Consider the following 12,822-nt stretch of genomic DNA (forward strand, 5'->3'; position numbering starts at 1 on the left):
GATCAAAACCTTTCAGGATCGCAACACCGCGCGTACCGAGCCGCCCAAGGCCGCCGCCCTTAGGCAGGCCGAGCAGACCTGCCGCGCGACAGGATGACCTGTCGTGCAATGATCACGATGGCAAGGGCAATCCCCACCGCCATAGCAACGGGTGTTTTCCACAAGATCAACAAAGCGACGGCAATCCGAACCCCGCTTTCGAAACGGCTGACTGGAACAAGGTCAAACCGTGCCAATGCTGATGCCAGCAGATACAGCGCAAGAACAAGGCGGGCGCCAAGGAACCCGAGTGCGGGCCAATCAACAACGCCTGTATACCCTTCAATAAGGGTCCGCCGCCCTGACGGGTCGGTGATGGTCACTGCTTCTTCGATCAGCAATAATTCGGGGTACCATGCGAAAACAAAGGGGATCGTGAACATAACAACCCCAACCCGCAGCGCCGCGATACTGGTGCGCATCGGCTCGGTGCGGGTGATCGAAGCCGCCGCAAAGGCGGCGATGGCAACGGGCGGCGTGATGGCAGAGGCCACCGCGAAATAAAACACAAACATATTCGCTGTGAAAAAGCTGACCCCCAGATTGGCCAACATTGGCCCCAGCAGGAGCGCCACGTTCACATAGGCAGGGACGGTAGGCATCCCCATCCCCAACAGGATCGAACATAGCATGGCACAGATCAGGGCAAGCATCAGATAAACGCCACCCACGATCTGTATTTCAAACCCGAAAAGGGTGATCTGGTTTGCATTCTCCAACCATGCGGTAACCGAGCGCGTCAGCTCCCCCGTCAAACCGCTTTCGTTTAGAAATGCCGAGATGATGGAAACCGCAAAAAGCAGCAAAAACAACCGCGAGATCAAAACCCCGCCCTCTGCCAAAGACACAAGCACTTTGGAAGGTTTGGCGCGGGTTTGAGGATCAAGAAACAACAGCGGCACCAAAACGGCAACCGCCCACCAGCCAGCCGACACAGCATCCCCTGTCCCGTTTACGATTGTTTGCCTCACCCCAGAGGGAAGAATTCCGGCGATATAGCTAGCGCCAAAAGCGTCCTTATTTCCCAAAAGCAGGAAAAGGATCGTCAAAATAGGAAGCCCGATGATGACCAGATTTAGCCAATCTTGACGGTCCATGATGAGGTCCTCAGGTACTTCGCGCATGGCCTCCACGTTTTCGCGCCGCGCCTGAAACATGACCGCCAAGAAGATCGAAAAGAAGAAACACATAGCAGGTAAAAACGCTGCTGTGATCACTTTGGTATAAGGAACAGCCGTCAAAGCCACCAAGACAAACGCCGCAACCCCCATTACCGGTGGCATGATCTGCCCACCCGAAGATGCAGCTGCCTCAACTCCGCCAGCGAACTGGGGGCTAAATCCGTTGCGACGCATCATCGGGATGGTTAGGCGCCCCGTGGACAAGACATTGGTAACGGGTCCTCCGGTGATCGTTCCAAACATTGCAGAGGACACAATCGCAGCATGTGCTGGACCACCGCGAAAGTTTCGCGTCATTCGCACCGCAAGTTTGATCAGCGAGGTCCCCCCAGCCGAGGTGCCAAACAAAGCGCCAAGGATGACATAGGGAAAGACTTGGTTCACGATGATATCCATAAAACGGCCCATAAAGCCGTCCGGCGTGATGAAGACATTTGTGGTTTTCTGGACCGCAGCGGCCAGAGGGTCGCCGCCTTCAGCGCCCAGTTTGGTCAGGAAAAAGCTGTTTGAGCTAAGGTCGAAGACCCAAATCAATGCGGTCGCGACGGTATAGATGACAACCACGCTGGCCACGGCCACCAATGGCGCCCCCCAAACGCGGATATTATACATGAAAAACAGTGTGATGATGGTGAAAAGCAGTGGAATAATCCACACGCCAAACCGCGCTTGGCAGGCGGGAACCTCAGCGTCAAAGCTCATCCCTGGAATGACATTGGCCGACCGTTCTGCCGCGTCTTGAATCAGCCGCGCCCGTTCACCTGTGATCTGGTCAATCAAACAAACCGAGTCGATCTCAACCCAGAACCCGACAGCGGCCAGAACCGCGGCAAAGACCAACCCGAAATCCAAAAGCCCCCCCAGCCATGCCAAAGATGGCCGCGTTTTTCGCCAAGCGCGATAGATACTGGCATCCAGCGCAACGATCAGCATCATCAGAACAAAGATCGGCGGGTACAGGTATTCTGGTGGAAACCCCGAGACACGGAAAAAGCGGCGGCCAGTCACCTCGCGCGCCCAATCTTGCAGCCCTGCGATTTCCGGCATGGTGTTAAGCATCCCAACCACCACAAGGATAAAAGCAAGAACAAGCGCCAGACGTTGACCAAAACGTCGGGGTTCAATCGGATTTGTCATTTTTAGAATCCCTTGGAGGACCGCGACACGATCGCGGCCCTCTATTTATGGGTTAGGGGCGAAGACAATCTGCCACCGTGTGGCCTGCATCTTCATAGGCCCGCACAGCACCAGCATGCAGCGGCAATTGCACCGCGCCGCATACACCTTGGCTGGTACCGTCAAGGTCACCGAAACTCATGAATAAGTAAGGACCACGAGGCGAACCTGTTTCAAACCGCTCTTGGCCAGCAAGGTAGGCCGCTGTGATCTTGTAAACGAGTTCTTCGTCCAAACTTGCTGGCACAATCTGAGCAAAAGCAGTGGCATAGCTGTCGAATGTGTCATCATCGGTTACGATGGTGATGTCATTGCCAGCATAGGCCGCACGGTATTCCTCAACTGGAATTGAGTAAGGTGCATGTCCGGGTGCAGAAGCAATCTGCTGGCCCAACTCGCTGTTCAACAGATCAGAAGGGATGTCATAGATCGTCGTTGCACCAGCCGCGGCAAGCGCGATTTGGCGCCCCGATGGCAACCCTTCGGGAATTGTCCACCCATCTGCGCCACCGCCGGTAATGGTCGAAACCGTGTCAGGCCATGGGCTTTGAACACTTTCATAGCCCTCGCCATTGTCCTTTAGGCCCGACAACAGCTGTACTGTTGCACGACCAGAGTTCAGCGCAGCACCACGTGGTGGTCCGTTCCAGATACGCATCCCTTCCAGATTGCGAATATCTGTAATCGCGCCGCTGTTGTAATGGCCAAAAATCTGCGCCGATGCTGCGGTAAAGAAAATCGCACGCAAACCACCAGCAAGCTCGGCCCCTTTTTCAGCTCCAATGCCGCTGTAAGGCCCAATGCCTTTGGAAAGCAAAAATGGCAGAATCAAAGGCGCTGGGGCCATATCAAGCTGCCCCTCCGCGACGGCCTGCACCGAATTGGTCAGTGTCGCGCCCTCGGTGATCTGCAGCGTGGCAACCCCTGCGCTTTCCAATACCGCAGCCAATGTCGTGTCAATATAATGAGGCGTTGAGCCCGGTGTGGTGGTTTCAGCAGTAAGTGTCGCCTGCGCAAATGCAGCGACCGGCGACAAAACGATCCCCGCCGCCATGACAGATTTCGCGATCATGTTTTTAAACATGTTTTCCTCCCAATATACGCAGCCGCCTCCGCACGGCTACGGGATCACGGTTGCAAAAATTATATGACTTGTCACTAAAAAAATTTACTGCTCTACTTTCGGTGGGAGGACGACATGACCAAAAATACAAGATTGACGCGTCAGGACCGTGTCGCAGCGCAAAAGCGCAACCAGGATACCAACCTATTTAGCCGCTTATCCGCCGCGACAGCCAACTCTCGGGCGCACGCCCATAAATGTTTAAAAACCTCCGGCTCTTTATCCGTCGTCGAATGGCGCGTTTTATGGGATCTAAACGAGGCAGGCCCCCTCACCGTCAGAGACATTGCAGCAATCCAGCGGTGCGATCATTCCTTGGTCAGCCGCGCGTTACCGCAAATGCAGGCAAAGGGTTTTGTTGATTTATCCCAAGACACAACAGACAAACGCCAAACGCTCGTCGCGTTGACCCCAACGGGGCATGCGGCATTTGATCAGGCCGCGCCCGCGATGAAGGCCCGTCGGGACAACATAAAGGCTGCGTTCACAGCAGAAGAATTGGCCATTTTTCTGGAATTCATCGAGCGATTTGAGAAAACTCTAACCGCGCCAGCCTGTATTTCTTAAGGAAGATTTGGTGCGGTCGGAGAGACTCGAACTCTCACGGGTGTTACCCCACAGCGACCTCAACGCTGCGCGTCTACCATTCCGCCACGACCGCACGCCATGGATGGTGAGGCACCCAATAGCGCGGGTTGCACTATACCTCAAGAGGCAAAATGGCGTTCGAAGCTTCCCGCCCCAGATTTACGTGGCCTGCCCTTACGATCGCTCCATATTTCAAAAACCGGTGCAAACTGATGCTGGTGAATGCGCGGGGCGCGGGGTAAGTATCGTGCATGATAGAATGGATCACGTCTTCCGGTCTCACCGACTATAAAACCGCTGAAGTTTGGATGGAGGCCCGCGTTGCGGCCATTCATGCTGGCACTGCAAACGAATGTATCTGGCTGGTCGAACACCCGCCACTGTATACGGCGGGAACCTCAGCAAAGCCCACAGATTTGACCGACCCTGACCGCTTTGACGTTTTTCCAACAAAACGAGGTGGGCAGTATACTTATCATGGTCCGGGGCAACGGGTTGCGTATGTTTTGCTAAATGTCGGCGCGCGCGGGCATGATGTGCGTCTTTTCGTGCAGCAGCTGGAAAATTGGGTAATCTCGAGCTTGGCCCAATTCAATGTAACTGGCGAAATCCGCGACGGGCGCGTTGGTGTCTGGGTCACGCGCCCTGAAAAGCCCCTGACCGCCGCTGGCCAACCCGCAGAGGATAAGATTGCCGCGATTGGCATTCGCTTGCGCAAGTGGATCAGCTTTCACGGTATATCCCTGAACGTCGAACCCGATCTGGGGCATTTCGACGGAATCGTACCTTGCGGCATTACAGATCACGGTGTGACTAGCCTTGTTGATCTGGGGCTTCCTGTGACGATGGAAGATGCGGACCTTGCCCTGCGCAGCAGCTTTGCCCAGATTTTTGGCGAGCAGCCTGTCACGATCGAGGCGACATCCTAGGTCTTGGGAAGGATTTTCGCCCAGAACAGCGCCCAATGGCCGCAAAAATTGATTCGCTCGAAATCCAGAGCCTTCGGTTCGGCGCACGCCCCAAAAAACGGCACCGAATCCCAGATCGATCAAATATCTGAAGTTTTCCAAAACCCGCTTTTTCCGGCAGGTTTGGGCACCTAAGAAAGCGCGCCCGTTCGGGGAAATCCCTCTTTTCACATTCAAAAAGCCGCATATTTTTAGCAGCCATGGGCCGCGCGAGCTATCTTTTGCTTAATTTTCCTTTTGTTTACTGCTTTGACCGACAAAACCCTCACCCCGCAATCAAACATCACCAAGGCGTCAATCTGTGAAAAATATGTGTTGGAATACTTGAAAATACTTGTCCCTGCGACCATCGCGCCCATTGCCCTGTGGGCCTGTTGCTTTTAGAAGGGCTGGAAGTCCGCAGACCACTTTATCAACAAGTGTGTCTGCATTTTAATATTACTTGAGGAGGCACCGCATGGCAGACGCAGCCATTCACGGGCACGACCATGAAGACGAGCGTGGATTTTTCACGCGCTGGTTCTTGTCCACTAACCACAAAGACATCGGTATTCTGTACCTGATCGTCTCCGCATTGGTCGGATTCATTTCTGTCGCATTTACAGTGTACATGCGTTTGGAACTGATGAACCCTGGTGTTCAATACATGTGTCTGGAAGGCGCGCGTTTCGTCGCTGATTCCGCGGCAACCTGTACCCCTAACGGGCACCTCTGGAACGTTCTGATTACCGGTCACGGTATTCTGATGATGTTCTTTGTTGTTATTCCTGCCCTCTTTGGTGGTTTCGGCAACTATCTGATGCCGTTGCAGATCGGCGCGCCTGACATGGCGTTCCCACGTATGAACAACCTGTCTTTCTGGCTGTATGTTGCTGGTACTTCTTTGGCTGTATGTTCCGTCATCATGCCAGGCGGTAACGGTCAGGCCGGTTCCGGTGTTGGCTGGGTTCTTTACCCGCCGCTGTCGGTTAAAGAAGGTGGCATGTCGATGGACTTTGCGATCTTTGCGGTTCACGTATCGGGTGCGTCCTCTATTCTTGGCGCGATCAACATGATCACGACATTCCTGAACATGCGTGCCCCTGGCATGACCCTGTTCAAAGTGCCGCTGTTCTCATGGTCGATCTTTGTCACAAGCTGGTTGATTCTGTTGTCCTTGCCTGTTCTGGCTGGCGCGATCACCATGTTGCTGATGGATCGCAACTTTGGTTTCGCCTTCTTCGACCCAGCTGGCGGCGGTGATCCGGTTCTGTACCAGCACATTTTGTGGTTCTTCGGACACCCAGAAGTGTACATCATCATCATGCCTGGCTTTGGTATCATCAGCCACGTGATCGCAACATTCTCTCGCAAGCCTATCTTTGGCTACCTGCCAATGGTTTGGGCGATCATCGCGATCGGCGTCTTGGGCTTTGTTGTTTGGGCACACCACATGTACACCGTCGGTATGACGCTGAACCAACAGGCCTACTTTATGCTGGCTACGATGGTTATTGCGGTTCCAACAGGGGTAAAGGTTTTCTCTTGGATCGCCACAATGTGGGGTGGTTCGATTGAATTCAAAACACCTATGCTTTGGGCCTTCGGTTTCTTGTTCCTGTTCACCGTTGGTGGCGTTACAGGCATTGTTCTGTCACAGGCCGCGGTCGACCGTTACTACCATGACACCTACTATGTGGTTGCACACTTCCACTACGTTATGTCCTTGGGTGCGATCTTTGCCATCTTCGCTGGTATCTACTTCTACCTGCCAAAGATGTCTGGCCGCATGTATCCTGAATGGGCTGGTAAGGTTCACTTCTGGGCAATGTTCATCGGTGCAAACCTGACCTTCTTCCCACAGCACTTCTTGGGTCGTCAGGGCATGCCGCGTCGCTACATCGACTATCCTGATGCATTTGCATACTGGAACTGGTGGTCTAGCCTTGGTGCGTTCCTGTCCTTTGGTTCATTCGTCTTCTTCTTTGGCGTAATGATCTGGACGTTAACACGTGGTGCACGCAGCGCCGCAGCCAACCCATGGAACGAATTTGCTGACACGTTGGAATGGACCCTTCCATCCCCACCACCAGAGCACACATTCGAGCAGCTGCCAGTGCAGTCTGACTGGGACAAAGCGCCAAGCCACTAAGCGCTTGATGCAGTAAAATACAAAGGGCTCCAACGGCGGTTGGGGCCCTTTTCTTTTGGTATCTTCGCTGGTTGCAGTGTATCAGCCCCCCACCCCGACAAGGACGCGCGGATCGAAATGACGATACTATTTGTTATCACAGGCATGTTGCTGCCCCAGATGATCGCCACCCAGCGCAATCTTGGCCCCGCAGGCCACCTCACCTTGCTGCTTTTCAGTATTTGTTTTGTCACGGCTGTGTTGATCTCAGCCACGCTGGGCCTTCTCGCCCAAAGCAACAAAGACTTCGAGACATTTGAGCTCGTGTTCGAAATCAATCTCATGGGGTATTCCATGATCGGCCTGACCATGCTCACCCCGCTATATTGGGTGGTTGAGAGCCAAAGCAACATTGTAGATCACCGCATCGACACGACTTTGGCTTTGGCGCTTGCGTTGACTGTTACCGCCTCCACTGCAGCAACCCTCACCGCAACGCGTTTTCAGCTGGTCGAGTCTCTGTCGCTTGGCCTTGTGACTGTGATGTTTATCCGAGCTATCTGGCTGCTCTTTCCGCGCCACAACCAAACCTGAGCACGCTCCTGTTTGTCGCATTGATCTAACCCCCCGCTCCAGTACAAAGGCCTTATGCCGTATAAATGGACCTCTCCCCCCCAAGACACACCGCAGACGATGGTGCTATGGCCGCATAACTCCCTGCCTGCACGCGGGATGGCATCCTTCGTCTTGGCGACATTCACGATGATCACCATTCCAGTGCTGGGGTTGCTGGGGTCGCCGATCCTTTGGGGGATGCTGCCTTTTACGCTTGCTGCGGTTTGGGGCATGTACTGGGCGCTACAGCGCAACCACAAATCCCGCCAGATCAACGAAGAGCTGGTGCTGGATGACACGATGGCCCACCTGAGGCGGACCAATCCAAATGGCGATGTTCAGGAATGGGATTGTGACCGCTATTGGACCCAAGTCACAAAATACGACAGCGAAGGGCCGGTTCCCCATTACGTCACCCTTCGCGGCAAAGGCCGCGAAGTTGAGATTGGTGCATTTCTAAGTGAGGAAGAGCGGATCGCCCTGTTCGACGATCTGCAAAGAGCTTTGCGGCGCTGATCAGTTCGACAGGCGCTCTTTTAGCATCGGCCCAACGCGGCCAAAATCCATCTGGCCTGTGTATTTCGCCTTGAGCACGCCCATGACTTTACCCATGTCACGGATCGAGCTGGCTTCGACTTCGGCAACAGCGGCGTCAACGGCCGCTTTGGTTTCATCTTCGTCCAGCTGGCGGGGCAGGAATTCTTCGATCACTTCGATCTCGGAGCGCTCACGCTCTGCAAGGTCAAGGCGGCCGCCTTCTTCATAGGCGCGCGCTGATTCTACACGTTGCTTGGCCATCTTGCCAAGAATCGCCAGAACTTCGGCTTCACCCACACCATCGTCATTGCCTTCGGCGCGTGCGGCGATGTCTTTGTCTTTTATCGCGGCATTTACCAGCCTTAGGGTAGACAGCCGTTCAGCGGCTTTGTCTTTCATGGCTTGTTTAAGAGAAGTACCAATACGGTTACGAAGGTCCATGGGGCGCCTTTATTTGTGGTCAGAACAAGAGCGCAGACACTAGCGAATTCACTCTTTACATGCAATGCAGGCTAGACCCGCTAAGACACTGTTAATAAACAATCTTTCATTTTACACGCAATCTTGACCCTGTCACGGCAGCGCTATAGGTTGCATTCGTTTGCCAAATCAGCTGGCAGGCACTTCATACATGTTTGGGCCGTCTGCTGGCCCCACCCGCAAAGGATCCTACCATGGCCACCGCTGCTCCTGCACACCCAACCGCTTGCCTTGCCCTCGCTGACGGATCCGTATTTTACGGCATCGGCTTTGGCGCCACTGGCCAGACCGTTGCCGAGATGTGCTTTAACACTGCGATGACCGGTTATCAGGAAATCATGACTGACCCATCTTATGCGGGGCAGATCGTTACCTTTACCTTCCCCCACATCGGCAACACGGGCACAACACCCGAAGACGATGAAACCGCTGATCCGGTTGCTGCGGGAATGGTTGTGAAATGGATGCCGACCGAGCCAAGCAACTGGCGTGCGGCCCAAGATCTGTCTGCTTGGCTGACCGCCCGTGGGCGTATCGCGATTGGCGGCATTGATACACGCCGCCTTACACGTGCGATCCGCCAACAGGGTGCGCCGCATGCTGCTCTTGCTCATGATCCTGATGGTAACTTTGATGTTGAGGCCCTTGTCGCGGCCGCGCGCGACTTTGCTGGGCTTGAGGGTATGGATCTGGCCAAAGACGTGACTTGCGCCCAATCCTATCGCTGGAACGAGATGCGTTGGGCGTGGCCCGACGGTTACGCCCCCCAGACCGAGCCAAAGCACAAAGTCGTCGCAATCGACTATGGCGCAAAGCGCAACATCCTGCGCTGCCTTGCCTCTGCAGGCTGTGACGTCACCGTTTTGCCAGCGACCGCCACATATGACGATGTGATGGCGCATAACCCTGACGGCGTCTTCTTGTCTAACGGCCCGGGTGATCCGGCCGCGACAGGTGCCTATGCCGTGCCGATGATCAACGATGTCCTTGATAAGACAGAGCTTCCTGTTTTCGGGATCTGCCTTGGCCACCAGATGCTGGCCCTTGCCTTGGGCGCGCGCACGATCAAGATGAGCCACGGCCACCACGGCGCAAACCACCCAGTGAAAGACATGGATACAGGCAAGGTCGAGATCACCTCGATGAACCACGGCTTTGCCGTGGACAGCCAGTCGTTACCAGAAGGTGTGGTCGAGACCCACCGCTCGCTGTTTGATGGTTCCAATTGTGGTATCCGCCTAGAAAACCGTCCGGTTTATTCGGTTCAGCACCACCCCGAAGCCTCCCCAGGCCCACAAGACAGCTTTTATCTGTTTGAGCGGTTTGCCGAAGCGATGGCCGCCAAAGCCTAAGAAAACTGAATGCCCTAGCGCCCCCCCCTTAACAAATTAATCAATTGTTAAGGTCCGTTTGAGATTCATTGATCCGGTTCAATGTAATTTCAGGCGGTAGCGCGATGAGCGACCTACTCCTGCGGTTGCCATTTCCGCAGGCAGCAACCCCACCCGTGGAAAGGTTGCCGTTGGGGCGGTTGTTGGTAAATGCGGGCACCATAACCCAGAATGATCTGGTTCACGCGTTGGAGTTACAACGCCACATTGACGCGCCCTTGGGTGAAATCTTGGTGGCCGAGGGGTTAGCCTCCCCCCAAGAGGTCATGCAATCTGTTTCCAGACAAAGCAATATTCCCCTCGCCGAGCATTCAGCCTCCCTTCCCGACCCGTCATTGGGCAGTGCGCTCCCCTCTGGATTGTGCCTGAAACACCGTTGCGTCCCGTGGTGTAAGATAGGCGATGTTTTGATGGTTGGCACCAATCATCCCGATCATTTCGAGGCCCTGAAAAAATGTATGGGAGAGCACGGGCGGCACATGTTGCCGGTGCTGGTCAGTAACAAACAAATCCGCGACCAGATCACGGTCATTTTTGGTGGCGAATTGGCGGCGCGGGCCTCAACACGGGTGCCCGCCATTGAAAGCTGCCGAAACTGGGAGCTTGATTCAACATGGCGCAAACCCCTTGCAGGTCTTGTTCTTGCCTCTCTGCTTTTAGCCCTCCTATTTGCTCCGGCATGGACGATCACGGTTGGCATGTTATTTGCCTTCACCACCCTCGTGATGAGCATCGTGCTAAAGACAGCGGCCTTTTTGGCCCAGATGTCCAAGATTTCGCAACCTACTCCCCCATTGGCGCGTGGTGAGGGGCGCGCGTTTCGATCTCCCAAAGTTTCGGTGTTGGTACCCCTTCTCAAAGAGGAAGAGATCGCCGGAAAGCTGATTCAACGCCTCTCTCGGCTCACCTATCCAAAATCATTGCTAGAAGTCGTTTTGGTCCTTGAGGCACATGACACCATCACAAAAGAAACCATCGCCAGAACTGAAATGCCCAACTGGATAAGTGTTGTCGAAGTGCCTACAGAGGGGAAGCTAACCACCAAACCCCGCGCTTTGAATTACGCGCTCGACTTTTGTCAGGGTTCGATCATCGGGGTCTGGGATGCAGAAGACGCCCCAGAGCCGGATCAGATTGAAAAAGTTGTCACCCGTTTCCACGAAGCACCAGAGAATGTCGCCTGCGTTCAAGGGATGCTTGACTATTACAACCCCCGCGCAAATTGGCTCGCGCGGTGTTTTTCCATTGAATACGCCACGTGGTGGCGGATGATCCTGCCGGGTATTGCGCAGCTGGGGTTGGTTATCCCCTTGGGTGGAACGACATTGTTTTTCCGGCGCGACATTTTGGAAAAATTAGGGGGATGGGACGCGCATAACGTAACCGAAGATGCGGATCTGGGGATCAGGCTGGCGCGGCATGGTTACGTGACCGAACTGATCCCGACCGTCACCTACGAAGAGGCAAATTGCCGTGCGTGGCCGTGGGTGAAACAGCGCTCTCGTTGGCTCAAGGGTTTTCTGGTGACGTGGTTGGTGCACATGCGCCGCCCCCGTGCCCTGCTCCGTGAACTGGGTTTCATCCGTTTTCTTGGCGTTCAGACGCTTTTGTTTGCGACATTTGTCCAATTCGCCTGCGCGCCACTGTTGTGGCCATTCTGGATCACACTTGCAGGGTTTGAACACCCTGTTGCAACAACCATGGGTGAACCTGTTGCGGTTGGGATGGCTTGGTTTTTCTTGGGGGCCGCGGTGGTTAACCTTGCCATCTCGATGGCGGCAGTCTCGCGCAAAGAGCATCGCCATTTGATGCCCTATGTCTTTACCATCCCGCTATATTTCCCGATGGCCGCAATTTCATCCTATAAAGCGCTAAAAGAAATGGTGGTTGCCCCCTTTTACTGGGACAAAACCCAGCACGGCGTAACCCGATCGGGCGGTTAACTTTCGGCTTCGCGCTTTTCCGCTTCTTGTTTCAGGCGCGTTGTGAACGCGACCGAGATATGAGCGCGCAGGGCTGCATCCGCTGCATCACCATCGCGTGCCTCAATGGCTGAAACGATTTGGTCATGCTCGCTTTGCGCTATGGCGCCGCGCCCGACAACCGCCAAGGATGTCGTTGCCATCAAGGCCATTGAACGGTGGACAAGGTCCAATTGCTGAACCAAAAACCTGTTGTGAGAGGCCAAATGGATTTGCTTATGAAAGCGCCTGTTCGCGCGGGCCAGCGCGGCGGGGTGATCCATCAACGCGTTATCAGCTTCGACCATCTCGCGAAGCAGTTTCACCTCTTCTTCCGTTGCGTTCCGTGCAGCCAGACGCGCAGCAAGGCCTTCCAACTCACCGCGCACCACATATAGCTCTGCCATTTGATTGTGATCCAAGGATGCAACGATCAGGCTGCGGCCATCCCGAACCAATAAGGATTGCGTCTCTAACCGCTGAAGCGCCTCGCGGATAGGTGTCCGTGACACGCCAAAACGTTCGGCCAGCTCGCTTTCGACCAGACGGTCACCGGGGCGGTAGCTGCCTGTGTCAATCGCATCTAGGATCATCGAATAAGCATCGGTGTTACCCGAGCGGCTGTTTACTGTGGCGGGGGGCATCGGCAGCCC

Annotated in this window: 11 protein-coding genes and 1 tRNA gene; 7 read left to right on the top strand and 5 right to left on the bottom strand. The window is 54.7% G+C overall.

What is annotated here, in order from left to right; genetic code table 11:
* Positions 1-59: 59 nt before the first annotated feature.
* Together Z948_RS0102465 and Z948_RS0102470 are read right to left on the bottom strand one after the other, a co-directional pair.
* On the bottom strand, positions 60-2,357 hold the full coding sequence (locus Z948_RS0102465) for a TRAP transporter permease (protein WP_025057993.1): 2,298 nt from the start codon (positions 2,355-2,357) through the stop codon (positions 60-62).
* Positions 2,358-2,409: 52 nt separating this feature from the next.
* A complete protein-coding gene (locus Z948_RS0102470; protein ID WP_025057994.1) occupies positions 2,410-3,480 on the bottom strand; it encodes a TAXI family TRAP transporter solute-binding subunit in 1,071 nt (356 codons plus the stop codon).
* 114 nt (positions 3,481-3,594) lie between these two features.
* Here Z948_RS0102470 and Z948_RS18370 point away from each other — a divergent pair, with 114 nt between their 5' ends.
* On the top strand, positions 3,595-4,086 hold the full coding sequence (locus tag Z948_RS18370) for a MarR family winged helix-turn-helix transcriptional regulator (protein ID WP_025057995.1): 492 nt from the start codon (positions 3,595-3,597) through the stop codon (positions 4,084-4,086).
* An 8-nt stretch (positions 4,087-4,094) separates the two neighbouring features.
* On the opposite strand, the gene Z948_RS0102480 is transcribed toward Z948_RS18370, so the two are convergent.
* A tRNA-Leu gene (locus Z948_RS0102480) sits at positions 4,095-4,180 on the bottom strand.
* Between the two features lie 178 nt (positions 4,181-4,358).
* Between Z948_RS0102480 and lipB the strand changes: the two genes are divergently transcribed.
* The 4 genes from lipB (at position 4,359) to Z948_RS0102510 (ending at position 8,316) form a co-directional block, all read left to right on the top strand.
* Positions 4,359-5,036, top strand: a complete 678-nt coding sequence (gene lipB, locus Z948_RS0102485) for a lipoyl(octanoyl) transferase LipB (protein WP_025057996.1) — start codon at positions 4,359-4,361, stop codon at positions 5,034-5,036.
* A 496-nt stretch (positions 5,037-5,532) separates the two neighbouring features.
* Positions 5,533-7,206, top strand: coding sequence for a cytochrome c oxidase subunit I (ctaD, locus tag Z948_RS0102500; protein ID WP_025057997.1), 1,674 nt, complete (start codon positions 5,533-5,535; stop codon positions 7,204-7,206).
* Positions 7,207-7,323: 117 nt separating this feature from the next.
* Positions 7,324-7,779: a hypothetical protein gene (locus Z948_RS0102505; protein ID WP_156023490.1), complete on the top strand. Its 456-nt coding sequence runs from the start codon at positions 7,324-7,326 to the stop codon at positions 7,777-7,779.
* Positions 7,780-7,833: 54 nt separating this feature from the next.
* The gene (locus Z948_RS0102510) at positions 7,834-8,316 is read left to right on the top strand and encodes a DUF2244 domain-containing protein (protein ID WP_025057999.1); all 483 of its coding nucleotides are present in this window, start codon (positions 7,834-7,836) and stop codon (positions 8,314-8,316) included.
* On the opposite strand, the gene Z948_RS0102515 is transcribed toward Z948_RS0102510, so the two are convergent.
* The gene (locus Z948_RS0102515; RefSeq protein ID WP_025058000.1) at positions 8,317-8,778 is read right to left on the bottom strand and encodes a GatB/YqeY domain-containing protein; all 462 of its coding nucleotides are present in this window, start codon (positions 8,776-8,778) and stop codon (positions 8,317-8,319) included.
* A gap of 233 nt (positions 8,779-9,011) precedes the next feature.
* Between Z948_RS0102515 and carA the strand changes: the two genes are divergently transcribed.
* Together carA and Z948_RS0102525 are read left to right on the top strand one after the other, a co-directional pair.
* Complete coding sequence (gene carA / locus Z948_RS0102520; protein WP_025058001.1) at positions 9,012-10,169, top strand: glutamine-hydrolyzing carbamoyl-phosphate synthase small subunit; 1,158 nt, start codon at positions 9,012-9,014, stop codon at positions 10,167-10,169.
* Positions 10,170-10,273: 104 nt separating this feature from the next.
* Positions 10,274-12,151, top strand: a complete 1,878-nt coding sequence (locus tag Z948_RS0102525; RefSeq protein WP_025058002.1) for a glycosyltransferase — start codon at positions 10,274-10,276, stop codon at positions 12,149-12,151.
* Here Z948_RS0102525 and Z948_RS0102530 read toward each other — a convergent pair.
* Complete coding sequence (locus Z948_RS0102530; RefSeq protein WP_025058003.1) at positions 12,148-12,813, bottom strand: GntR family transcriptional regulator; 666 nt, start codon at positions 12,811-12,813, stop codon at positions 12,148-12,150. The genes Z948_RS0102525 and Z948_RS0102530 overlap by 4 nt on opposite strands.
* Positions 12,814-12,822 lie beyond the last annotated feature (9 nt).

The organism is Sulfitobacter donghicola DSW-25 = KCTC 12864 = JCM 14565 (genome assembly GCF_000622405.1).
GTDB classification, from domain to species: Bacteria; Pseudomonadota; Alphaproteobacteria; order Rhodobacterales; family Rhodobacteraceae; genus Sulfitobacter; species Sulfitobacter donghicola.